Raw genomic sequence first — 22,522 nt, 5'->3', positions numbered from 1 at the left:
CGGTGTTGGGACGGACAGGTGCGGGTCAGCGGGAGGCGGCTGAGTCAGGCCGCGGGTACCGGGAACGAAGTGCGTTCGTAGGGGTAGCCCGGAAGGGAGGCCCTGCGGGGGGCGCGCAGCGGGTGCAGGGCCGACCACGCGATCTCGACGCCGGCCACCCAGAGAGCGCCGATCGTCGACAGCAGGATCCGCGCGTCGGGCGTCGGGTCCTTCGGATGCGGCAGCGCCTGCAGGATCGGGTGGTTGTGGCGCAGGTCCCCGTGGCGGCGGGCCAGCGAGGTCAGCGTGGTGCCGGGACCGACCTCGACCAGCGCGCACCCCCGCACGGTCTGAAGCGTCCGGAGCACGTCGTGGTAGCGCACGGTGTGGCGCATGTGCCGGCACCAGTACAGGGGTGTGCGGATCTCCTCCGGGTCGGCCCAGGTTCCGGTGGTGTCCGAGACGACCCGGATCACCGGCTCATGGAACGTGACGCCGGCGAGGAACGTCTCGTACTCGTCGAGCACCGAGTCGACCAGTGAGGAGTGGCCGGCCCCCGGGATCTTCAGCAGGCGGGTGTCCAGCCCCTTGGCCGAGTGCTCCTCGACGAACCGGGCCACCGGCTCGCGCGGCCCGGAGATGGTCACCTGGTCGGGCCCGCTGATCACGGCGATGCCCACACCCTCGGGGAGCAGGGGCAGCAGTTCGGCCTCGGACAGGCGGACGGCCGCCATGGCACCGGGGGCCAGGCTCAGCAGCAGTTCGGTGCGCTTGAGAACCATCCGGATCGCGTCGGGGAAGGAGAACACCCCGGCGACGCACGCGGCGGCATAACCGCCGAGGCTGTGGCCGACGACCGCCGAGGGGCGTACCCCGTATCGGATGAAGGCCCGAGCGAGCGCGTACTCCAGTACGAAGACGGCTAGCTGGGCGACCCGGCCGTCCTCGACGGACCGGTTCGCCGCCTCCTGGGCCTCCGCTCCCTCAGGAGCGAACACCGTCTTGAGGTCCACGTCCGCGGTGGCCCGCACGTGGGCGACGCACCTGTCCAGATCGGCCCGGAAACGGGGATCGAGCCGGTACAGGTCGCGTCCCATGCCGACGTGCTGGCCGCCGTGCCCGGGGAAGGTGAACACCACGGGCGGAGCCTGGCCGGCCGCCCCGCCGCCCGACCGGTCCCTGGCCCCGGCCTTGACCCCCGCGAGGGCGGCGACCGCCTCCGCGTCGTCGCGGGCGACGACGAAACCCCGGTGGGCGTACGGCGTACGGCCGGTCTGGAGGGTCCAGGCCACGTCCTGGAGCGTCGGAAGTGCGTTGCCCTCTCCGGCCCGTTCCAGGTGGTGGCCGAGCCTCGCCGCCACCCCGGCCAGCGCAGTCGGTGACTTCGCCGCGAACGGAAGCAGCTGCCAGCCCTCCACGGGGGGCGCGGGTGCCTCGGCGGGCGCCTCCTCGACAACAGCGTGGGCGTACGTACCGAAGGCGCCGGACCCGCTGACCGCGGCGCGGCGCGGGCGGTCGGCGCCGTCCGGCCGACGCCGCCCTTCGTACGCGGCGAGGACGGCCCGGACGAAGGCAGCCGCGGCGGGCGCCGTGTCGGTGACGCCCACCCCCTCAGGGGTGTCCACCAGGACGACCGTGTCCGCGGCGATGCCGCTCACCGCGAGCGCGTCGCGAGCGACGCGGGCGGCGCACGCCTCGGCGGACTCGCCCGGTCCGGTCGTGCCGACGGCGGTGCCGCGGACCACGGCGTAGATCCGGTCGCCGTCCTCCAGCGCCGTCGGCAGCGGCTTCAGTACGACGACCCCGCAGCCACCGGTCGGGGCGGCTTCGCCGTCGGCGGTGCGCACGGTGACCGACCCGGCCAGGGCCAGGTCGCACTCGCCACCGAGCAGCGCCTGGACGGCGGTGTGCACCGCGACCAGGGCAGTCGCTCCGGCGGCCTGCACCGATACGGCAGGGCCGGTCAGCGCCAGCTTGTAGGCGACCCGCGAGGCGAGGAAGTCGGCGCCGGTGGCGGTCCGGATCAGCCGGTCGTCGAAACCCGGCGACCGGTCGGCCTGCCGGTACAGTCGCGCCGCGTGGGTCGTGGTGGCGCCGCCCGCGTAGATGCCGACGACCGCGTCGTCGCGCGTCGGGTCGTGGGCGGCGTCCTCCAGAGCGTGCTGGGCGCACTCCAGCAGGAGGCGCTGCTGCGGGTCGAGCATCGCCGACTCGCGCGGCGAGATGCCGAAGAACCTGTGGTCGAACCCGTAGGGGTCGGCCGGCGGCTCGGCGGTCCCCTCCCTCGCGGGGGTCCGCAGCCGCTCCCGGAACGCGTCGAGGTCGGCGTCCGGCCCGAAGCGCGCGGCCATTCCGATGATCGCGACATGGGCCTCGGCGTCGATGCCGGCCGTGGCAAGGTCAGTCATGCGGTCCGCCCCTCCTGATCTGGATCACGTTCTCTTCCCATGCGCCATGCGGCCTGTTCAGGCCACCGGAAGGGCCGGGCGGACGAATCGGCCGGCCTGGCGGCCCAGCGCGACGTCCTGATGGCCGGCGATCAACTCGTGGGGCTGGCCGAGCCGGACCGCGCCGACCTGCTCCAGCCGGTCGAACTGGGCGTCGTCGAGGGTGACGGCGAGCGAGCCGAGGTAGTCCTCCAGCTGATCGACGGTGCGGGGGCCGATCACGGGCACCATGGTGGTCGCCGAGCGCGCCGCGCGGGCGCGCAGCCAGGCCATCGCGATCTGTCCGGGCGAGGCGCCCGTCTCCTCGGCGACGGCCAGGACACAGTCCACGATCTCGGTACGCTGCTCGGAGTCCTCGACCCGGATGGCCTGCCCCTCCCAGTCGCTGAGGCGGCCGCGGCGGCTCTGGCGGTACTTGCCCGTGAGGAGGCCCCCGCCGAGCGGTGACCACAGGGCGGTGCCCAGGCCGAGGGCCTCGGCCATGGGCAACAGCTCACGGTCGGCGCCGCGCTCGGCGAGGCTGTACTCGAACTGTGTGCCCACCAGCCGGTTGAGGCCGCGCAGTTCGGCGAGGGTGGCGGCGCGGGAGACCCGCCAGGCCGGGAAGTTGGAGAGCCCGGCGTACAGGATCTTGCCGGCCCGCACGAGGTCGTCGAGGGCGCCCAGAATCTCTTCGAGGGGGGTGACCGAGTCGGGCAGGTGAGCCCAGTACACGTCGATGTGGTCGGTGCCGAGCCGCTTGAGGCTGGCCTCGACCGAACGGCGGATATTCTTCCGGCTGTTGCCGGTGCTGGAGATCCGGGCCCGCCCGGCCCCCAAGGTGAACTTGGTGCCGATCACGAAGTGGTCGCGGTCGCTGCCGAGGAACTCGCCGAGCAGACTCTCCGACTCACCGACCTGGTAGTTGTCGGCGGAGTCGATGAAGGTGCCGCCCGCCTCGGCGAAGCGCTCGAAGATCTTGCGGGACTCCTCGCGGTTCGCACCGCCGCCCCACAGCGTGCCGAAGTTGGCTGTGCCGAGCGCGTACTCGGAGACGCGCAGGCCGGTGTTGCGGCCGAAGGTCGTGTAACGCATGCGTATCCCCTAGCTCCGGGTGCTCAGTGCGCCGTTGATGAGCCGCAGCAGTGCGGCTTGCTGCTCCGGGTCGCGAAAGTAGAAGTGGCCGCCGCTCAGGACGTACGCCGCGTAGGAACCCCGCGTGTGAGCGTCCCAGCCGAGCTGGCCGCGATCCTCCTGGTCACCGACGAACGCCGTGATCGGGATGGCCAGGGGCTCCTCGACCACGTACTCGTGGCTTTCGGCGAGTTCGGCGTCCGCGCGGAGGTAACGCAGGGCGAACGCCCTGAGCTCCGGCTCCTCATGGACCACGAGCGGCAGCGCGCCCCAGCGGCGCTCGATCTCCGCCAGCAGTTCGTCGTCCGGCAGCAGATGGGCGCGCTGCCGCGTCACGATGGGCGGCGGTTGCATCGACGACAGCAGCAGCGCGCGGGGCTGACGCAGCCCGGCGCGGCGCAAGGTGCGGGCGGTCTCGAAGGCGATCATCGCGCCCAGGCTGTGACCGAAGAACGCGAAGTCACGCTGCCCGAAGTCGACCTGCTCGACGAGATGGGTGATCAGCTCGCTCATCCGGGTATACGGGGGCTCGTCCTGCCGGGGCGCGCGCCCGGGCAGCTTGACCGCCCAGAGCCGGATCCCGGGCAGGGCACCGGACCAGCGCATGTACTCCCCGGCCGAGCCGCCCGCGTGAGCGAAGCAGTACAGGTCGAGCGTGGTCTCCGTCTTCGGCCTGCGGCTGGAGAGCCAGCGGCTGCGCAGTTCCTCCGCCGTGGCGGCCCGGCCGGTGGGGCCGACGCCGGTCTCTGTGCCGGTGCCGCTCATACGGACTCCTCTTTCCTGTCCTGGCCGGAAGGGTTCAGTTGCCGCTCGACCAGTGCGGCCAGATCGGCCGCCGTCGCCGACTCGAACAGTGAGCGCGTCTTGATCTCGACCGGGTAGGTCTCCCGGATCCGGGCGAGGAGCTTGACGCCGATGAGGGAGTCACCGCCGAGTTCGAAGAAGTTCTCGTCGGGTTCTACGTCGGTCAGTCCGAGGGCCTCGCCGAACAGCCGCAGCACCAGGCCGAGGGGGGTGCCGTCGGCCTGGCGGTCGTCGGACCGCGGTCCGACGACATCGTCGGCGGTGCTGCCGGTCACCGGTTCTTCGACCGGCCGGCCGGCCGGGGCCGGGGCTTCCGCGGCGCCCGCGCCGGTGGCGGTCAGGGCCTCCTCGGCCGGGTGCCGCACCAGATAGGGGAGCCGCTCGAAGGGGTAGGTGGGCAGCGCCACCTTGACCCGGCGTTCGCCGTCGTGGACCCCCGCCCAGGAGACCGCGGTCCCGGACAACCACAGCCGTCCGAGCACTTGGTAGAGGGCGGCCAGCGCGTTCCCGCCCTCGTCGAGGCCGGCCAGCGCGGCCAGCAGGAGGTGCGCGGAGGTGTGGGCGGGCTGGTCCCGGGCGAGCGTGACCAGGCCGGAGCCGGCGCCGACCTGGAGGAGGACGCGCTCGGGGTCGGCCAGCAGGGCGTTCAGTGCCGCGTCCGCACTCGCCGGGTCGCGCAGCTCACCCGCCCACCGGTCAGCGCCGATCGACGCGTCGGTGCCGTACCACGTGCCGTCGGTGAGGACGACGGGGATCCGGTGCGCCCGCGGGCCCACGGAGCGCACCAGCTCGCGCAGTTCCGCGTCACCCGCGCCGGATCGGGCGGGTTCGACGATCAGCCGCAGCGCCTGCGCGAGCGGGAAGACTCCGGCGACGGCGGCTCCGACCAGCGCGCCGACACCGGTGCCGAAGACCGCACCGGGGCGCACCCCCCAGTGCTGCCACAGCGAGGCCAGGGCGTACTCGAAGGCGAAGACATAGGTGTCGCGCACCACCGGGTCGCCGGGCCAGGCCAGGCCGCGGGCCACTTCCCGTACCGCGCCCGCGAGTTCGGGTCCGGCGCCTTCCAGGGTCGCGTCGAAGGCCTGCCGGAAGGCGGGTTCGGTGGTGTACAGCCGCCAGGCCTCCGCGGGACCGATCCGGCCGGGGAAGAGGAACACCACGGGCCGCTCCCGCGGGAGTCCGGCCGACATGACCGGCTCCCGGACCGGACCGTCGCCCACCACGGTGAACGCGCGGTGCGGGTACTCCCGCCGGCCGGTCTGAAGAGTCCAGGCGGCATCGGCGTACGGGGGAGCCGCGTCGCCGGCCAGATGGGCGTCGAACCGGTCCAGCCGGGTGCGCAGTGCGGAGGCGGTGCGCGCCGAGTGCACCAGCAGCTGGGCCCGGAGTTCGGCCGGTGGCGCCGTCCGCTCCGGGGCCTCCTCCAGAACCAGGTGCGCGTTGACGCCGCCCACCGCGAAGGAGCTGACTCCGGCGCGCCGTGGAAGGCCCGCGGTATCCCAGTCGCGGAGTTCGGTGGCGACCCGGAACGGGCTGGACTCGAAGTCGATCTGCGGGTTGGCCTCGGTGAAGTGAAGGCTCGGCGGGATCTGCCGGTGCCCCAGCGCCAGGACCGTCTTGATGAAGCCCGCTGCGCCGGCGGCCGCGTCGGTGTGTCCGATGTTGGTCTTCACCGAGCCTATGGAGCAGAAGCCCCGCTCGTCGGTACCGTCCCGGAAGGCCTGGGTGAGGGCCGCGATCTCGATCGGGTCGCCCAGCGGGGTCGCGGTGCCGTGGGCCTCCACGTAGGTGATGGTGCGGGCGTCGGTGCCGGCGACGAGCTGCGCCTCGCGGACCGCGGCCGCCTGGCCCGCCACGCTGGGCGCGGTGAAGCCGATCCGGGCCGATCCGTCGTTGGTGACGGCGGACCCGCGGACGACCGCGCGTACGGGGTCGCCGTCGGAGAGCGCGTCGGACAGACGCTTGAGGACGACGACACCGACGCCATTGCCCGCGACGGTTCCCGCCCCCTTCGCGTCGAAGGCGCGGCAGGTGCCGTCGGGCGCCAGGGTGCCGTCCGGGCCGGTCCAGGTGATCTTCTTCGGCGGCACGTGCACGGCGACGCCGCCCGCCAGGGCCATGTCGCAGTCGCCGGCGAGCAGGCCACGCCCTGCCATGTGGATGGCCACCAGGGCGGTGGCGCAGGCGGACTGCACCGCGACGGCCGGGCCGCGCAGTCCGAGGCGTTCGGCCGTGCGGGACACCAGGAAGTCGGGTGCGGTGCCGAGGACGATGTCGTCCTCGGTGACTCCGAGCTGTTCGCGCCGCTCCCGCAGCGCCTGCGCGTACCGCGTCTCGGTGGAGCCGCCGTAGACGCCGATGGCGCCGGGGAAGCGGTCAGGATCCTGGCCCGCGTCCTCCAGGGCCTCGGTCGCGCACTCCAGGAAGACCCGGTGCTGCGGGTCGATCAGGAACGCCTCCTTCGCGGAGTAGCCGAAGTGGCCGGCGTCGAACCACTCGGCTCCGTCGAGCCGGCCGCGGGAGGGCACATAGGTGAAATCGCCGCCGTCGGGCGCGCCACCGGGAAAGACCTGAGGGGTGTCGCGGGTGATCGAGTCGCTTCCGGCTGCCAGATTGGCCCAGAACTCGGCGATGTCGGCGGCGCCCGGGAAACGGCCGGCCATCCCGATGACCGCGATGAACCCGTCGGCGTCGTCCCGGGATTCGAAGTCGTTCACCCGATTTCCCCCCGGATCCGCGATGTGTTTCCGTCGAGTTGGGCCCGCCGGTTTCCCAGGCGGTTCACCCGCCCGCCGGGACGGCGGCGCCCGTGGTCCGTTTCAGCGGCCCCGTCGTTCTCAAGATGACGCGCGAGGGAGCGCACGGTGGGGTGGGTGAAGAACTCGATGAGTTCGACGTTCCTACCGATGCTCCGAACAACCCGTTCACGAACCGCCTGAAGCAGGAGAGAATGCCCTCCGAGGTCGAAGAAGTTGTCACCGTCGGCCACCTCGGGGACTTCCAGAACTTCGCACCAGATTTCGGCGATGACAGTCGCGATTTCTTTTCCCGATGGATTTCCGTGGGATACCTGATCCACTCCGCCCCTCCCCTTCGGATCGCCGGTTCAGCGGTTCCACAGAATCATCTGCCGACGCGGGAAAGGTGTCCAATAGATACCTTCTCCACCGGGCAGAACTGTCGTTTATGGCAACTGGCTTGATGGAGGACCAGGCGGTGGTGAACAGGCAGCGGGGCATCTCGCTCCTGAGGGGTGCGGCGGCTGCCGGCCGGAAATCGCTCCGGTTACCCGTGGGGGCGCCGTGGACGTCCGGTCCGTCTCAGACGCGGACGACGGTCTTGCTTCGCATCAGGAACTCGCCCAGGTAGCCGTCGTGCGGCAGCCCCGGGCGGTGCCGGTGCGTGGCATGACTCCCCACGTGCAGGTTGCTGATCGTGGGCTCGTCGATCAGCGCCTGAACGAAGGCGTCGTCCTCGGTGACGACCGTCAGGACCAGGGTGTCGCGCAGCGGCTCGACGCCGTCCTCGCGGCTCCACGGCCCGACCCATACACAGGGAAAGGGGACTTCGGCGGAGAGCTGCGGCGCGTGCGCGGAGTCCACCTGATGGACGGCCGGGCGCAGGACGGCGCTGCCGTCACCGAGCTCGTCGACGAAGCCGGTGCCGCCGAGCCAGGCACGCGTGCCCCGGGCCCGGTCGAGCACGAACTTCTCCAGCGCCCGCGCCGCCTTGGTGTTCTGCACCGGCAACAGGGCCTTGTCGTCGTGTGGTGGCAGGCTGGGCAGGGCGGCCAGCCGCTCGGCGATCGCGCCGGCGAGCGGGGCGGGGTCGCCCTCGACGAGCACGGCGGTGGTGTTGACGCAGCCGCTGCCGGCATGCCGGCCGACCGAGTCGACGATCATGTCGAGGTGGTCGCGCCAGTCGGCGTCGGCGGTCAGCAGGATCTTCGAGCGGCCGGGCCGGAGGGAGAGCACCCCGGGGTCGTCGGCGTACTGGCGGATGACCTCGTCGCCGCCGTAGGCCAGGTCCGCGCCGCGCACGATGGCGTCGGCCGCCTCGTGGCCGCAGGGCAGCAGGACGACCTGGTCGTTGCCGAACCCGGCCTCGCGCAGGGCGAGGACCAGACGGTACGCGGTGAACGGCTCCCGGGTGGAGGGACGGACCGCGACCCGGTAGCCGAGCGCGAGCGCCTCCGGCCAGAACCCGTGGGTGCCGGGGTGGTTGCCGGGGACGTGGACGGCGAGCACCTCGCCGCGCCGGGTCCACACGGCCTGGGAGGTACGCACCAGCGGGTCGCGCCAGTCGGGTACGGCTCCGGCGGGCCGGGCCAGCTGGACGCTGCGGTAGGAGTTCACGACCCGGTCGGCGCAGGTGCGGGTAGCGGCACGGACCACTGCGGCCGGCAGCCCGGAAACGCCGGTGACGGCCGCCTCGTACTCCCGCGCCGTCAGCCCGCCCAGCGTGGCCGTGCGGAACAGCTCCGCGGCACGGGCCAGGGCGCTCGCCCGCTCGCAGGCGGGAAGCGGGGACGCGGCGTGCAGGGCCTTCACCGCCCGCTTCACGAAGAGGGCGGGCACCAGGCTCATGCGGGCGATGGTCCCGCCGGTCACGTCCCTGATCTCCTGCCGGCTGCGGGCGCGGTAGGGGCCACCCGGGCCCAGCGCGTCCAGTTCGGGCAGCTCGGCGCCCGGCTCCTTCTGCGGCTGCTCCCCTGCGCCCATCAGTAGACCCCCTCGATGACGGCCTCGTCGTCGAACCGGGCGACCGGGGCGATGTCCGCGACCGAGTCACCGACGCGGCCCTCGGGCGCGGCCACCCGGATCGCGGTGTCCCGTTCGAGGTTGCTGGGCAGCAGCAGTGCCTTGCTGACGTGGTGCATCACGACTTGGCCGCGCTCCCCGTAGGCCACGGCGTCACCGGTCACCGGGTCCACGACCTGAAAGGTGATGTAAGGCGAGAAGGTGTCGAACACACAGCTCTCGCCCGGCGCGGTGCCGTGTCGCTGACCTGCGATGCCGAGGATCATCGTGCTGCCGTAGTGCCCGTAGAGGGTGGCCTCGGGAAAGATCTCGGTGCGGTAGAGGGCCTCCGTGTCGGGGTCCATCCGGGTGCCGCCCCAGCGGATGGCCCGGACCTTCCGGTTGATGAGCTCGACGAGCTCCTCGCGCTGGGCTATACGCTCCAGCAGCGGCGGGGTCACCGTCATCACACCGATGTCCTGGGTGCGCAGGACGAACGCGGCCTGGTCGATGACGTGCTCGGCGTAGGCGTCCGCCTGGCCGCCCTTGCCCTCCGAGATCAGGCGCCTGACCCAGCGCGGGTCGAGGTCGACCTGGAATCCGTACCGGCCGTGTGTCAGGGCCGAACGGCGGAATATCTCACCGACGATGTGCGGGCCGGAGGGGGTGATTCCCAGCCAGTCGACATCGCGCGGGAAGCCGTGCACGTCGAGGTTGGCGTTGCTCCAGCCGACCAGCTTCTCCAGCCAGTCGGCCGGGCAGATCACCCGCTTGGGCGCGCCGGTGGTGCCGCCGCTCTCGAAGACTCCGACGATGTCGGGGCGTTGGCCGTAGCCGCGCGGCACGAGGTCCGCGGCGGGCACGTCCCGCAGTTCGTTGGCGACGTTCGGGAAGAGGCCCAGGTCGGCGAAGCCCTTGACCTCGGAGAGCGGGTCGAACCCGAGCGTTTCGGCCCTCTTCAGCCAGAAAGGCGAACCGGTCTCCGGACTGAAGTGCCATTCCATCGCAGCCCGGACGAGTTCATCGGGGTCCGGGGCCTCATGGTGGGGCAGGTCCAGAATCGACAGCTCGGTAGGCGCCACTCGTCCTCCAATGTCAACAGCCGGCATGACATGGCCGATGGTGAACCCGGTTCGGGGAACCTGGTTCACCAACGGCCAATAGCGAATTAAACAAAACATGAACCCGCGGTCGCCCGTACCTGAGTAATGGCTACTCAATTTCCCTGCCGACCGCGAACGTTGAATGCATATCACCTGCCGTCCGGCCACGGCTGACTCATACACTGGCGCCATGAAAACCCCTCACACAATGAAGGCGATGATCGCGTGGTGGGACCTCACCGAGTCGCAGCAGAACCCCGCGACACTCCGCGAATTCATCCGGGAAGAGGAGAAGCGATGGGCCGACATTCCCGGCCTGCTCCTGAAGATCTGGATCTCCGACCCGTCGAGCGGTCGCTGGGGTGCGGTTCTGCTGTGGGAGTCCGAGGGAGCGGCGAAATCGGCGGTGCTTCCGCGCAGCCCTGCCGAACTGATCGGTCATCCACTCGACTTCCGGGCGTGGTTCGACGTGGAGGCGATCGTCGGAGGGGCGCGCCCCCTGGAATTCGAATAGGGATATGACGAAGCGGCGCCCCGGGGATCCGGGGCGCCCCGGAATGCGGTACGAACTGTTTCGACGGCGCTTCGGCTAGCCTGCCGGCTCGATATTTCGGTTGAACCGGAACAGATTGGCCGGGTCGATCACGGCCTTGAGTTCGGACAGCCTGCGGTGGTCGGCCGGCTCCCAGAAGTCCTTGGCGGGCGCCGTCGGGGCGCCGTTCGCACAACCGCCGTAGACCAGGCTCTGGAAGCGGCCGCCGACGGACTCGGCGGCGAGTGCTCCGAGCACCTTGTCCCGGACGCTCAGCACCTCGTCCGGCTCCGCCCCCATCAGGGGCATCAGCACGCGCAGGAGGTAGCGGGCGGCGCGGTGGCCCACCGCGTTCGGTACCTCGGCCGGCCTGCCGAGGGCTCCGCCCAGGTGGCGCACGTCGACCACACACGGAAGGCCGACGCCGCCGCCCGCCAACCGCTTCACCTCCTCGGCCTGTTGCGGGCCGAAGGCGCGCAGCAGGACGTTGTCGCCCTGGTAAGCGTGCGGCATCGGCGGGTCGTTGTAGATCGCACCGCATTCGGTGTACGGCATCTCCGCGACCGTGTCGGACAGCCGGGGCCCGAGCGCGCGCAGCGGGGCGACCAACCGTTCGCCCGTCCTGGAGTCCCCGGTGTACGCGATGCGCACGTGCGCCACGGACCGGCCCCGCACCATCGCGGGGAACAGCGGCAGATCCGGGTAGTCGAGAAGCGACACCGAGGACGTCAGCTCCTCGGGGAGCGTCTCCGTCCAGCTCAGGTAGTCGGCGAGCAGGCCCGGGCAGCGGTCGAGGTGGAAGGCCAGTTCTCCGCCGTACAGCCGGCTGACCGGCACCAGATCGATCTCCATGCCGGTGACCACGCCAAAGTTCGCACCGGCCCCGCGCAGGGCCCAGAACAGTTCGGGCTCGCTCTGCGCGGTGACGTGCCGCGACCGGCCGTCGGCGGTGACGACGTCGATCGAGGCGACCCGGTCGGCCGCGTAGCCGAACTCCCTCGCGAGCAGGCCCAGCCCGCCTCCCAGGACGTAGCCGACCGCGCCGACACCCGGTGCGGAGCCGTTCAGCGGGGCCAGACCGTAGCGGGCCGCGGCCTCGACGACGGCGGCGAAGCGGACGCCCGCGCCGATCCGCGCCGTGCGTGCCCGGGCGTCGACGGTGACGCCCGGCAGCCCGGCGGTGTCGATGAGCACGCCCCCGTCGGTGGCGACCGAGAGACCGTGCCCGGTCGCCTGGACCGCGACCGGCAGGCCGCGGGCGGCGGCGTGCTCCACAGCCGCCACCACGTCCTCGTGGCAGGTCGCGCGGACCAGTACGGAGGGCTGGTGACGGTAGGCGGTCTGGAAGCCCGCGCACCGGGCGGCGAATCCGCCGTCGCCCGGCAGCAGCGTCTCGCCACGCACACGGTCGCGCAGGGAGACCACGGCGGCAGCGTCGTTCATCCGCGGCGTTCCTTTCTGTTCGGACGCGGTCCCGGACCGCCTCGGTGGCCTGTTCACGGGATGAGGGCCGCCAGTTCCCCGGAGACGACCTGCCGGCGCAGCGCCGTGCGGTCCACCTTGCCGTTGGGGTTCAGCGGCAGGGTGTCCAGCAGGTGATAGGTCATCGGGATCATGTGCGGGGGCAGTGTCCGGCGCAGTTCGTCGTCCACGTCGTAGACGTCGAGGTCGTCACCCGTGAGGATCCCGGCGAGCACCGTCACGCCCTCCTCGTCTCCGGGTACGGCGACGACAACGGCCTGGCCGATGCCCTTCTGGCGGAGCAGGTGCGCCTCCACCTCGCCCGTCTCGATGCGGTGGCCCAAGACCTTGACCTGGCTGTCCAGCCGGCCCATGTAGCCGTACTCGCCGCCCGCCGTGCGACGGACGAGGTCGCCGGTCCGGTACCAGCGGCGGGTGTGGCCGTCCTCCGAAACGGTGATGTGGAAGGCGCTCCCGGTCTGCTCGGGCGCGTTCAGATACCCCTCGAAGACCTGGGGCCCGGAGAGGCAGAGTTCGCCCTCCCCGTCGGGGACCGGGCTGCCGTCCTCGGCCAGTACGGCGGCGGCCATGTCCGGGTAGGGGGAGCCGATCGACACGATCCCGTTGACGACGGCGGCCGGCGAGGTCCGCGGATCCCAGCGGTGCACCAGGCAGGTGATGGTCGCCTCGGTCGGCCCGTACAGGTTCTCCAGCACGGACCCTGGTGCGGCCTCCAGCCACGCCTGGGCGGTGGCCGCGGGCAGTGCCTCCCCGCAGAACAGGCTCCAGCGCAGCGACGTCAGGCTGCCCGGCTCCAGCACCCCGCGGTGATGCTGGAGCACCGCCACCGAGGGCACCGCGAACCAGACGGTGATGCCGTTGCGGCGCACGAAGTCCAGAGGCGTCATCAGGTCGAAAGCCTCCATCGGGAACAGGCAGCCGCCGCTTCCCCAGGCCATGAACAGGTCGAAGACGGACGGGTCGAAGGTCTGGTCGAAGGTGTTGGTGAACCGGTCGTCCTCCGTGAAGTCGTACCGCTCGGAGTTGGCGGCGAGGAACGCGGACAGGTTCGCGTGCGAGATCGGCACACCCTTGGGGCGGCCGGTGGAGCCCGAGGTGAAGAGCAGATAGGCGTGGTCCTTCGGGTCGCCGGCCACGGGCTCCGTCAGGGGCACGCACTCCTCGACGTCGCGGCGGGTGAGGACCCGTACGCCGGCGGGGAGGTTCGCGGGCGCCGCGTCGCTCTCCGGCAGGACGGCCGCGGGGGCGTCGGCCAGGCCGTCGAGAAGCGGCCCGAGCTGGGCGAGGGAGCCCAGGTCGGCCAGTACGACGTCCACCTCGGCGCGCTCCATGATGTCCTGGTTGCGGGCCACCGGGTACTTCTTGTTCAGCGGCACCGCGGTCGCCCCCGCGTACAGGACCGCGAGGAACCCCGCGTAGGTGACGATGCTGCGGTGGCCGAGGATGCCCACGCGCTTCGGCGGCTTCTCCAGGCTGGTGAGCGCGGAGGCCCAGAGCCGGGCGATGCCGTCCAGTTCCCGGTACGTCCAGGTCTGCCCGCGCAGCGACAGCGCGGGTCTCTCCGGAACTCGCCGGACCGAGGCCCGGAATCCGGAGTGGAGGAAGAGCGGCGCGGCTGCCTGCATGGTGTTCTCACGTTCCGTTTCGATGGGTTCGGCGGGAGGGTCCGCTGCCGGGGTCGCCCCGGCGCCGACCCGGCTCGTCGGCCGGCTGTCCAGTGGCGCGCTACGGCTGGAGACGGCCGACGCGCCAGCCCTCGCCGTCGCGGTCGTACCGCAGTCGTTCGTGCAGCCGGTCGGAGCCGTCGGCCCAGAACTCCACCCCGTTGAAACGGAGTTCGTAGCCGGTGAAGCTCCTCGGGCGGGGCAGCGGCGCGCCGCTCTCCCCCAGCCGCCGGGCCCGCCTCCGCAGCGCCTCCACAGCGTCCGGTCCGGCCACCGGCTCGCTCTGCCGGGAGACGCTCGACATGGCGTGGGTGAACTCGGGACGCTCCCGCCACAGCGTGTCGGCGTCCTCGGCGGGCAGTCGCACGACCGGGCCCTCAACGATGATCTGCTGGCTGGTCTCGCGCCAGTACAGGACGCCTGACGCCCAGGGGTTGGCCGCCAGTTCGCGGCCCTTGCGGCTGCCGTCGTGGGTGATGAAGACGAGCCCGGTGCCGGTCACCTTGTTGACCACGACGATCCGGGTCGAGGGCCGGCCGGCGCCGTCGGCGGTGGCCAGGGCCAGCGCCCGGGGCTCGCGGACCCCGTTGCGCACGGCGTCGGCGAGCCACGCGCGCAGGAGACCCACCGGCTCGGCGGGCGGCTCGCGGTACTCGGCGAAGGCGACCTCGACGGTCCCGGTCATGCTTTCCGAGCTGGTGCTGCTCATGCGTCTCTCCGAGGTGGCGGCTCTGCGGGGGTGCGGGTGGCGCGGGTGCGGGTGGCGGGGGTACGGGTGGCGGGCGGGTACGGGTGGCGGGCGGGTACGGGTGGCGGGCGGGTACGTCACAGCCGCAGCGTTCCTTCGATCGCGATGACACCGTCGCCGCCGACCTCGACGCCGGTGACCAGCTCTCCCGCGCACTCGACGAGCGCGTGCATGGGTGAGGGCCGGCCCATCTCGACCCCCTGCGTGATCACGATGCGCTGCCCGTACCCGATCAGGCCGTGCCGGGCCAGATGGATCGCTATCGGACCGGCGGCGGAGCCGGTGGCCGCGTCCTCGACGACGCCGTAGGCGGGCGAGAACATGCGGCTGCGCCAGCTCGTGCCGGAGCCGGCGAAGCAGTTGGCGGCCAGGTCCTCGAACGCGCTCAGCGCACGGTGGTCCGGGGTGAGCGCGGACAGTTCCGCCACGCTGCCGAGGCCGACCAGGACGTGGCGAGGCCCGTTGCGGTAAATGTCCACCGGCAGGGCGGGGTCGCTTACCCCGAGCGCGGCCAGCAGTTCCTCGCGCCGGTCGAAGGGCTTCCAGGTCGGCACGGGCTGGCGCATCCAGGCGGCGGTGACCACCCCGTCGGTGCGGACCAGTTCGACGGGGATGAGCCCCATCCCCGTCTCCAGCTTGAGCTGGTCCGCCGGGCCCCGGTTGCCCAGGGCGATGGCGGTACCGAGCAGCGGGTGCCCGGCGAAGGGCAGTTCGTTGACCGGGGTGAAGATCCGGACCCGCGCGTCGCCTCCTTCCTCGGGCCTCAGTACGAACGTCGTCTCGGAGAGGTTCATCTCCCGGGCGACGCGCTGCATCTGGGCACCGGTCAGGTCGTCCGCGTCGACATACACGGCCACCGGGTTGCCCTTGAGCGGCTCCGTCGCGAAGGCGTCGACCACCACATAGGAGTGCATGGAGTTCTCCCGCTGATCTGTCGTCATGAGGTGATCACGTCCTGAAGTGCGCCGGCCAGGATGCGCGGGCCGTTCCGGGTGAGCAGGGACTCGGCGTGGAACTGCATGCTCATGAAGTGCGGGCCGCGCAGCCCGTACACCTCCCCCGTCAGCGGATCCCGGCTGATCTCCACCACGCCGACGCCCTCGACATCGCGTTTGTCGTTGTCGCTTCCGGCGGAGAAGGCGTTGTAGAAGCCCACCCTTTCGCGGGCGCCGAAGTAGTTGATCTCCCGCTGGAGGCCCTGGTTGGGGGCGGGCAGCCGGGACACCTCGAAGCCGAGGGCCAGGCTGAGCACCTGGTGGCTGAGGCAGACCGCGACGAACGGGCGGCGCTCGGCCAGCAGGGTACGTACGGCCGCGTGGAGTTGGCCGATCCGAGGGTGGGTCGTGTCGAACGGGTCGCCCGGCCCCGGCCCCATCACGACGAGGTCGTGCTCGTCGAAGGCGTACTCCTCGTCGAAACGGCGCACCGTGACCATCAGGCCCATGGAGCGCAGCTGGCCGGCGATCATGGACGTGAAGGTGTCCTCGGCATCGACGACGAGGACACGGCCCCCGGCGAGCACGGAGTGTGTCCGCGGCCGGTCCGCGGCCTCGCTCAGCCAGAAGCCGGCGATGGACTCGTTGCGCCGCCGCAGCGCGGCCCGGACCTCGGGGTGGTCGGCAAAGCTCCCGACACTGCCGGATTCCAGCGCGCTCACCAGCGCGGACGTCTTGGCCCGGGTCTCGGCGGCTTCGAGGGCAGGGTCGGAATGGCGCACCAGTGTGGCGCCGACGCCGATCTCCACCCGGCCGGACGCGTCGATGTCCGCGGTGCGGATGAGGATCGCGGAATCCATGGTCCGCGCGCCGTGCTCGTCGCGCCCCACGAGGGCCGCGACACCGCTGTAGTAGCCGCGCCCCTTGTCCTCGTATGCCTTGATGACCCGGCAGGCGCTCTCCAGCGGGGAGCCGGTGACGGTGGGCGCGAACATGGTCTCGCGCAGGATGTCCCGTACGTCGTGCCCGGTGCGCCCCTCGATGAAGTACTCGGTGTGCGCGAGGCGGGCCATCTCCTTGAGGTACGGGCCCTTGACCTGCCCGCCCGACTCACAGATCCGGGCCATCATCTTGAGTTCCTCGTCGACGACCATGTACAGCTCGTCGGCCTCCTTGCGGTCGGCGAGGAAGTCCATGACGTCCGGCAGGGTGGGGCCGCTCGGCGGGTAGCGGTAGGTGCCGCTGACCGGGTTCATCACGGCCGTGCCGCCGTCGAGGCTGATGTGCCGCTCGGGGGAGGCGCCGACGAGGGTGCGGTCCCCCGCGTGGATCAGGAACGTCCAGTAGGCGCCGACCTCACGCCGCACGAGCCGGGAGAAGAACGACAGGGCGCTGTCCGGCCGGTAGTCGGTGATGGTGGCGACGAAGGACCGCTTGATGACGAAGTTCGCCCCCTCGCCCGTGCCGATCACGTCGTCGACGATCTCTCGGACGATTCCCCGGTAGGTCTCGTCGTCCACGTCGAAGTCCGCGTCGGCCAGTTCGGACGGCACCTGCGGGATACGGCTCAGCGCGTAGGCCAGCGGTACACGCGCCTGGTCGGTCACGCTCAGCGCGAGCAGGGGCGCGCCGTCGTCGAACGCCACGAAACCGCGTTCGGCGATCTGCCGGTACGGGACGACCGCGAGGACCTCGTGGTGGGCGCCCGCGGGCTCGGCCGACGCGTCGGGCAGGGGGATGCCGGCGAGCGTCGCGGGCGTCGATACGTCGCCGACCAGCACGTCGAGGACACAGTCCCCGACCGCCTCCGGCCGGTACAGCAGGGCGAAGTCCCCGGCGTGGCCTGCCAGTATCCGGTCGAGCGGATCGCCGGTCGCCCCGGTCATACGAGGACCTCCTTGGCAGTGACCACCATCGCGCAGCGTTCCGCGGCGTAGTCGAGGGCCATCCGGTGGTAGCGCTCGTTGAAGTCGGCGACGGCGTCGGCGACCAGGAACACCTGGATGTCGTGGGTGAACGCCTCGACGGCCGTCATGAGGACGCCGACATGCGCGTAGACCCCACAGATGATCAGCTGGTCACGGCCGGCCTCGCGCATGAGCTCCAGCAGCGGGGAGTTGTGGAAGGCGCTGTAGCGCCACTTGGTGAGCTGCCAGTCGTCGTCGCGGGGCGCGAGCGCGTCGGCCACCCCGCGGTCCGCGAGGTCCCCACGCATGCCGGGGCCCCAGAAATCCGCCAGCAGACCACGTTCCTGTCCGGTCATGCTGCCGGGCTGGGCAGAGTAAGCCACCGGAACGCCGAGGGCGGCGCACCGGTCGCGCAGCGACGCCGCGTTGGTCACCAGCGGTTCACGGACGCTGTCCGGGAAGGGTGCCAGGAAAAAGCGCTGCATGTCGTGCACGAGCAGCACGGCACGGTCCGGATCAGGGGTCCATCGGGCGGTGTTGACGGGCAGGTCGTCCGCGGCCGGAAACACATAGGGCTCGATGGGTGGGATGCCGACCATTTCTTCCTTCCAGTGCCTGACTCGGAGAGGTAGGGGCTGCGGGTCTGGTTCAGACGCTCCAGGCGGACACGACGGAGAGGGCTTGCCGCGGATTGAGCCGCGGATCGCAGAACGTCGTGTACTTGTCGCCGACATGGCCGAGGTCCGCGTCGCAGGAGACGCACTCGGTGACGTCGTCGGGGGTGGTCTCCAGGTGCAGTCCGCCGCACACGCCGCCGGCGGCGTTGACGGCCTCCTGGAAGCGCCGTACCTCGTGCGTGACCGTCCCGACGTGGCGGGTCTTGCTGCCGTCGGGCGCCGTGAAGGTGTTGCCGTGCATGGGATCGGTCAGCCAGATGACCGGGTGTCCCGCGTCACGCACCGCCCCGATCAGCCGCGGAAGCCGCTCCGAGATCCGGTCGGCGCCCATCCGGGCGATGAGCGTCAGCCGACCGGGCACGCGATCGGGGTCGAGTCGCTCGCACAGCGCCACCAACTCACCGGGATCCATCGAGGGACCTACCTTGCAGCCCACCGGGTTGCACACCCCGGCGAGCAACGCCACGTGGGCGCCGTCCAGTTGGCGGGTGCGTTCACCGATCCAGGGCCAGTGCGTGGAACCGAGGAACAGTCTGCCGTTCTCGTCCGTGCGCAGCATGGGGATCTCGTAGTCGAGCAGCAGCGCCTCGTGGCTGCTCCAGACCGGAGGGCCGAGGGGTGCGCCGAGCGGGGCGTCCCCCTGCCAGCCCAGGTGCTTCATGATCTCGCTCGCCGCCATGTAGCAGGTGAGCATGCGCAGGGGATCCGGGCGCCTCGCCTCGGGGTCGGGCTCCGGGCCGTTGACCATGTGGCCGCGGAACGTGGGCAGTTGGACGTCGCCGACCAGCTCGGTCCCGCTGGAGCGGGGCTTGGTGAACTGGCCCGCGATGCGGCCGGCCCGGATGACGGGTCTGTGGGCGTTCATGCGCAGCGTGCCGGCGAGCAGGTCCAGGAGCGCGGCCTTGCGGGAGACGTCCGCGGGAGTGCACTCGCCGGGGTCCTCGGCGCAGTCGCCGGCCTGGACCACCATGGCCTCACCGGCCACGACCCGGGCGAGCGCGTCACGCAGCACGCCCACGTCCTGGGCCCGCACCAGCGCGGGTCCGGCTGCCAGCGTTTCGCCCACCCGCTCGGCCTGCCACGGGTCGGGCCAAGCGGGCTGCTGCTGTGCCTTGCGGACGCGGATATCGCGCAAGACTTCGTCCACGAGGTCCTCCTATGCGGCGGGGAGAGCGGCCGGTCAGGTGGGTATGCCGGCGCGCTTGATCTCGGGGACGGGGATGCCCAGGGCACGCAGCTGCTCGAACGGGTTCATGAACTCCCGCTGCAAGGTGATGAGGCCGTTCTCCAGTTCGAACGAGTGCAGGAAGTGGTTCTCGTAGTAGCCCTCGGGGTAGTCCGCGAAGAGGATCTTGCCCCGGCCGTCGCACTCGACCCAGAAGCGGTTGGGATCCTGGGTTTCGAAGATCTGGACGTTGTACCACTCCCAGTCAGGGAAGGTCTTCAGCGACCACACCGCGTGCTCACCGAGCCGGTCGCGGCCGTTGATGCTGATCGGGGCGCCGGTGTCGGTGGTCCACAGCCCGCCGACACCGTCTTCCGTGAACAGCAGATGCCGCTCCAGGCGGGCCTCGCCCAGGGCCGCCATGTACGTCTCCACGGTGGCCCGGTTCCTGCTGCGCGATTCGGCTTCGTCTGTGAAATCGCTGCTCCGAGTTGATTCAGGCATGGCTGAACTCCAAACGGTGTGAGGCGGCGGCTGTGTCGGTTCCTGCATGCGAAAAAGGGAAGGGCGCCTCGGGGCGACCCGCCGGTGTGGGGCGACACCGCGGGGCACGCCGGCCTGCCTCCACAGAGCTTGCCGGTCGAGGGACGCCCGTACAAGAAACAACCGTTCAACTTGAGGTCAGACTCGTCGCAGGTTCCGCAGGCGCTGTCAGATTCGTCAGAAAACTGTCAACTCCTGGGTAATTCCCGGCCAATGGCCCCGTCGGTCCGGCACCGTGATCGAGTGCTTTCGAGAACCGGCGCCGCGCCCGACACGAAAACGCCCGGCCGGGAAATCCCAGCCGGGCGTTCGGACCGAACGAGTGTTGCGACGGCCCCGGGAAACCACCTTGACCGGAGCAAGCGGGAGAGAAGGGCCGAAGACGTTCAGGCACAACCGAGCTGGAAGCCCACGCCACGCACCGTATGGATCCAGTCGCTGTTGCCGAGCTTGCCCCTCAGGCTGCTGACATGGGTGTCGATGGTGCGTCGGGACCAGACGTCGCCCCACACGGCCTGCATGATCCTCTTGCGTGAGACAACCGCGTCGGGCTGGGCCGCCAGCAGGTAGAGAAGATCGAATTCCTTGCGGGTGACCTCGACCCGGCGACCGTTGAGGCTCACCTGGCGGGCCGCCGCGTCGATGTACAACGGGCCGTGGGTGATCACCGCCGGGGCCACGGCCGATGTCTGGACGCGCCGCATGACGGCCTCGATCCGGGCCATCAACTCCCGGAAGCCGTAGGGCTTGACGAGATAGTCGTCAGCGCCGGCCTGCAGGCCGAGGACCCGGTCGAGTTCCGTACCGCGCGCGGTGACGACGATGATCGCCGTGTTCCCTTCGGCGCGGATCCGCCGGCACACCTCCAGTCCGTCCAGGTCAGTCAGTTCGAGGTCGAGCAGGACCAGATCGGCGCCTTCGTACACGTCGAGTGCCGGAATTCCGGCGTCCACCCGTTCCACATCGTGCCCGTGCCGCTGCAAGCCCTTCACGAGGAACTCGGCGTCCTCGTTGTCACTCTCCACCACGAGCACCCGCCAGACAGCCGGCGCTCGACGCCCCTGCTGTGTGCGTGGGGCCGGAAGTTCCTTCTCGGTCCAGCCTGCCCTCCCCGTACCGGAATTCACCGGCAGATGACGATCCATCGGGTCAGATCGGACGACCACAGTTTCCCCCTTCGAGAGTCCGCGCAGCGGGGTCGCCCACCAAATGAACTGGTGCGCACAGAAGTTCCGTGCAGGCCTGCCCTCGGCCCGCGCACATCACACGAGCCAGGCCGGTCCCACGCAATGCGCATATCTTCCCCCGCGCCACAAACGGGAGCATAACAAACCTTCACCGTCACCCATCAAAAGGATAAGGAAAATTTGGATTTCTAACACACTGGCACCATCCGGCACGCCGACACCTGACGGCATCCTCCAATATTGAACCCCGGCGATTAAGCGAGCATAAAATCGCCTCCTCCCGCGGTCCGGAACTTCCCCGCCGGGCCGTCCACTCGCGTAGCGGCGGGTGCCGCGCCCCCGATCTGAGTAGTGGCCACTCAGGCGCCGCGGCACGTCACCGTGGTCATCTGGGGTCGGCAGAGCCCACACAGCCCACGCCGCGATGCGCGTGATGAGCTTCGGAAGGGACCCACGATGAGGTTTGAGGACGCCTACCTGTCCGGTCTGGGCACCTTTGTGCCCGGTCTGGTGACGACGGAACAGGCGGTGGAGTCCGGCTGGTACGGCGCGGACCTCCGCGAGGCATCAGGACTTGAGTCGGTCGCCATCTCCGATTCGCTTTCGGCCCCGGAGATGGCCGTATTGGCGGCCAGAGAGGCAATTCAGCGTTCCGGGCACGCACCCGAGGATTTCGGCGCACTGATCCACAGCTCCGCATATCACCAGGGCCCCGACGGCTGGTCCCCGGCGCACTATGTCCTCTCGAATACCCTGAAAACACCGATCACCGCGCTGGAAATCAAGCAGGGATGCCAGGGAATGCTCACCTCCCTCGCCATTTCCGCGCACCGGCTCGCCTGCGAACCGCGCAAGTCGGCGGTCCTTCTCACCGCGGCGGACAATTACTCCGCCCCGCTGGTCGACCGCTGGACGACCTCGCGCCTTTCCATCCTCGGAGACGGCGCCGCGGCGGTGGTCGTCTCGCGCGGCGGCGGTTTCGCCAAGCTGCTGTCCATCGCCTCGTACTCCGCCCCCGAGATGGAGGCCCTGCACCGCGGCAGCGAGCCCATCTTCCCGCCCGGGGTGACCGTCGGCCGGGAGCTGGACTACGAAGCCCGTGTCAAGTTCTGGATGGAGGAGTGGGCCAAGGGCAACACTCCCCCGATCCAGCACCCTGGCGAGGTGCTGCGCAGGGCCCTCGACGAGGCGCTGGAGGACGCGGGCATCTCCGCCGACGACATCAAGCGGGTCTGCCACCCGAGCGCCACCCTCGACGCGCTGCGCGATCAGTTCCTCGACCCGATCGACATCCCCCTCGACAGCGGGATCTGGGAGCACACCAGCAAGGTCGGCCACATCAGCGCCGCCGATGTCTTCATCGGCCTGGAGCACCTGTGGAGCACCCGGCAGGTCGGCCCCGGGGACAAGGTGATGCTCTTCACCGGCAGTCCGGGGTTCGAGGCCGGTGTCGCGATCGTGGAAATCGTCGCCGAACCCGCCGAGTGACCAACC

General features: G+C 70.8%; 18 protein-coding genes. 2 read left to right on the top strand and 16 right to left on the bottom strand.

The window, feature by feature from the left end:
- Positions 1 to 44: 44 nt before the first annotated feature.
- The 7 genes from ACFXPL_RS04910 to ACFXPL_RS04880 all read right to left on the bottom strand — a co-directional run bounded on the left by ACFXPL_RS04910 (position 45) and on the right by ACFXPL_RS04880 (position 10,194).
- A complete protein-coding gene (locus tag ACFXPL_RS04910) occupies positions 45 to 2,387 on the bottom strand; it encodes an acyltransferase domain-containing protein (RefSeq protein WP_384912563.1) in 2,343 nt (780 codons plus the stop codon).
- Positions 2,388 to 2,444: 57 nt separating this feature from the next.
- Positions 2,445 to 3,500, bottom strand: a complete 1,056-nt coding sequence (locus ACFXPL_RS04905; RefSeq protein WP_384912561.1) for an aldo/keto reductase — start codon at positions 3,498 to 3,500, stop codon at positions 2,445 to 2,447.
- Positions 3,501 to 3,509: 9 nt separating this feature from the next.
- Complete coding sequence (locus tag ACFXPL_RS04900) at positions 3,510 to 4,304, bottom strand: thioesterase II family protein (RefSeq protein WP_384912559.1); 795 nt, start codon at positions 4,302 to 4,304, stop codon at positions 3,510 to 3,512.
- Positions 4,301 to 7,063, bottom strand: a complete 2,763-nt coding sequence (locus ACFXPL_RS04895) for a type I polyketide synthase (RefSeq protein WP_384912556.1) — start codon at positions 7,061 to 7,063, stop codon at positions 4,301 to 4,303. The genes ACFXPL_RS04900 and ACFXPL_RS04895 overlap by 4 nt, the downstream gene beginning before the upstream one ends.
- Positions 7,060 to 7,425 (bottom strand): phosphopantetheine-binding protein, encoded by a 366-nt coding sequence (locus ACFXPL_RS04890; RefSeq protein WP_384912553.1) that lies wholly within the window; start codon positions 7,423 to 7,425, stop codon positions 7,060 to 7,062. The genes ACFXPL_RS04895 and ACFXPL_RS04890 overlap by 4 nt, the downstream gene beginning before the upstream one ends.
- A 241-nt stretch (positions 7,426 to 7,666) precedes the next feature.
- The gene (locus ACFXPL_RS04885; protein ID WP_384912550.1) at positions 7,667 to 9,067 is read right to left on the bottom strand and encodes an aldehyde dehydrogenase family protein; all 1,401 of its coding nucleotides are present in this window, start codon (positions 9,065 to 9,067) and stop codon (positions 7,667 to 7,669) included.
- Complete coding sequence (locus ACFXPL_RS04880; RefSeq protein WP_384912547.1) at positions 9,067 to 10,194, bottom strand: phenazine antibiotic biosynthesis protein; 1,128 nt, start codon at positions 10,192 to 10,194, stop codon at positions 9,067 to 9,069. The genes ACFXPL_RS04885 and ACFXPL_RS04880 overlap by 1 nt, the downstream gene beginning before the upstream one ends.
- Before the next feature lie 184 nt (positions 10,195 to 10,378).
- Here ACFXPL_RS04880 and ACFXPL_RS04875 point away from each other — a divergent pair, with 184 nt between their 5' ends.
- The gene (locus ACFXPL_RS04875) at positions 10,379 to 10,702 is read left to right on the top strand and encodes a hypothetical protein (protein WP_384912543.1); all 324 of its coding nucleotides are present in this window, start codon (positions 10,379 to 10,381) and stop codon (positions 10,700 to 10,702) included.
- Between the two features lie 75 nt (positions 10,703 to 10,777).
- Here the strand turns inward: ACFXPL_RS04875 and ACFXPL_RS04870 are convergent, their stop codons facing one another.
- The 9 genes from ACFXPL_RS04870 to ACFXPL_RS04830 all read right to left on the bottom strand — a co-directional run bounded on the left by ACFXPL_RS04870 (position 10,778) and on the right by ACFXPL_RS04830 (position 20,866).
- Positions 10,778 to 12,163, bottom strand: coding sequence for an FAD-binding oxidoreductase (locus ACFXPL_RS04870; RefSeq protein ID WP_384912540.1), 1,386 nt, complete (start codon positions 12,161 to 12,163; stop codon positions 10,778 to 10,780).
- 53 nt (positions 12,164 to 12,216) lie between these two features.
- Positions 12,217 to 13,827 (bottom strand): amino acid adenylation domain-containing protein, encoded by a 1,611-nt coding sequence (locus tag ACFXPL_RS04865; RefSeq protein WP_384912537.1) that lies wholly within the window; start codon positions 13,825 to 13,827, stop codon positions 12,217 to 12,219.
- Between the two features lie 100 nt (positions 13,828 to 13,927).
- Positions 13,928 to 14,575, bottom strand: coding sequence for a phenazine biosynthesis FMN-dependent oxidase PhzG (gene phzG, locus ACFXPL_RS04860; RefSeq protein ID WP_384912534.1), 648 nt, complete (start codon positions 14,573 to 14,575; stop codon positions 13,928 to 13,930).
- Between the two features lie 116 nt (positions 14,576 to 14,691).
- Entirely contained in the window at positions 14,692 to 15,555 is an 864-nt protein-coding gene (locus tag ACFXPL_RS04855; protein WP_384912531.1) for a PhzF family phenazine biosynthesis protein, read from the bottom strand.
- Positions 15,552 to 17,435: a chorismate-binding protein gene (locus ACFXPL_RS04850; protein ID WP_384912528.1), complete on the bottom strand. Its 1,884-nt coding sequence runs from the start codon at positions 17,433 to 17,435 to the stop codon at positions 15,552 to 15,554. Before ACFXPL_RS04850 ends, ACFXPL_RS04855 begins: the two co-directional genes overlap by 4 nt.
- Entirely contained in the window at positions 17,432 to 18,055 is a 624-nt protein-coding gene (locus ACFXPL_RS04845) for an isochorismatase family protein (protein ID WP_384912525.1), read from the bottom strand. The genes ACFXPL_RS04850 and ACFXPL_RS04845 overlap by 4 nt, the downstream gene beginning before the upstream one ends.
- 49 nt (positions 18,056 to 18,104) lie before the next feature.
- Positions 18,105 to 19,280, bottom strand: coding sequence for a 3-deoxy-7-phosphoheptulonate synthase (locus tag ACFXPL_RS04840; RefSeq protein ID WP_384912522.1), 1,176 nt, complete (start codon positions 19,278 to 19,280; stop codon positions 18,105 to 18,107).
- A gap of 33 nt (positions 19,281 to 19,313) precedes the next feature.
- Entirely contained in the window at positions 19,314 to 19,802 is a 489-nt protein-coding gene (locus ACFXPL_RS04835; protein WP_384912519.1) for a PhzA/PhzB family protein, read from the bottom strand.
- Positions 19,803 to 20,227: 425 nt separating this feature from the next.
- Positions 20,228 to 20,866, bottom strand: coding sequence for a response regulator transcription factor (locus ACFXPL_RS04830; protein WP_384912516.1), 639 nt, complete (start codon positions 20,864 to 20,866; stop codon positions 20,228 to 20,230).
- Between the two features lie 618 nt (positions 20,867 to 21,484).
- On the opposite strand from ACFXPL_RS04830, the gene ACFXPL_RS04825 reads away from it, so the two are divergent.
- A complete protein-coding gene (locus ACFXPL_RS04825; RefSeq protein ID WP_384912513.1) occupies positions 21,485 to 22,516 on the top strand; it encodes a ketoacyl-ACP synthase III family protein in 1,032 nt (343 codons plus the stop codon).
- Positions 22,517 to 22,522 lie beyond the last annotated feature (6 nt).

The organism is Streptomyces sp. NPDC059092 (genome assembly GCF_042756365.1).
GTDB lineage: Bacteria > Actinomycetota > Actinomycetes > Streptomycetales > Streptomycetaceae > Streptomyces.
Note: the sequence above shows the minus strand (reverse complement) of the source record. Positions and strands in the feature narration are given on the sequence as shown.

What these genes read in the sequence shown, in the direction of transcription:
- ACFXPL_RS04885 (WP_384912550.1), bottom strand. Translation starts at nt 9,067, where the DNA reads ATGGGCGCAGGGGAGCAGCCGCAGAAGGAGCCGGGCGCCGAGCTGCCC.
- ACFXPL_RS04870 (WP_384912540.1), bottom strand. Translation starts at nt 12,163, where the DNA reads ATGAACGACGCTGCCGCCGTGGTCTCCCTGCGCGACCGTGTGCGTGGC.
- ACFXPL_RS04910 (WP_384912563.1), bottom strand. Translation starts at nt 2,387, where the DNA reads ATGACTGACCTTGCCACGGCCGGCATCGACGCCGAGGCCCATGTCGCG.
- ACFXPL_RS04855 (WP_384912531.1), bottom strand. Translation starts at nt 15,555, where the DNA reads ATGACGACAGATCAGCGGGAGAACTCCATGCACTCCTATGTGGTGGTC.
- ACFXPL_RS04825 (WP_384912513.1), top strand. Translation starts at nt 21,485, where the DNA reads ATGAGGTTTGAGGACGCCTACCTGTCCGGTCTGGGCACCTTTGTGCCC.
- ACFXPL_RS04865 (WP_384912537.1), bottom strand. Translation starts at nt 13,827, where the DNA reads ATGCAGGCAGCCGCGCCGCTCTTCCTCCACTCCGGATTCCGGGCCTCG.
- ACFXPL_RS04835 (WP_384912519.1), bottom strand. Translation starts at nt 19,802, where the DNA reads ATGCCTGAATCAACTCGGAGCAGCGATTTCACAGACGAAGCCGAATCG.
- ACFXPL_RS04900 (WP_384912559.1), bottom strand. Translation starts at nt 4,304, where the DNA reads ATGAGCGGCACCGGCACAGAGACCGGCGTCGGCCCCACCGGCCGGGCC.
- ACFXPL_RS04880 (WP_384912547.1), bottom strand. Translation starts at nt 10,194, where the DNA reads ATGCCGGCTGTTGACATTGGAGGACGAGTGGCGCCTACCGAGCTGTCG.
- phzG (WP_384912534.1), bottom strand. Translation starts at nt 14,575, where the DNA reads ATGAGCAGCACCAGCTCGGAAAGCATGACCGGGACCGTCGAGGTCGCC.
- ACFXPL_RS04905 (WP_384912561.1), bottom strand. Translation starts at nt 3,500, where the DNA reads ATGCGTTACACGACCTTCGGCCGCAACACCGGCCTGCGCGTCTCCGAG.
- ACFXPL_RS04875 (WP_384912543.1), top strand. Translation starts at nt 10,379, where the DNA reads ATGAAAACCCCTCACACAATGAAGGCGATGATCGCGTGGTGGGACCTC.
- ACFXPL_RS04850 (WP_384912528.1), bottom strand. Translation starts at nt 17,435, where the DNA reads ATGACCGGGGCGACCGGCGATCCGCTCGACCGGATACTGGCAGGCCAC.
- ACFXPL_RS04845 (WP_384912525.1), bottom strand. Translation starts at nt 18,055, where the DNA reads ATGGTCGGCATCCCACCCATCGAGCCCTATGTGTTTCCGGCCGCGGAC.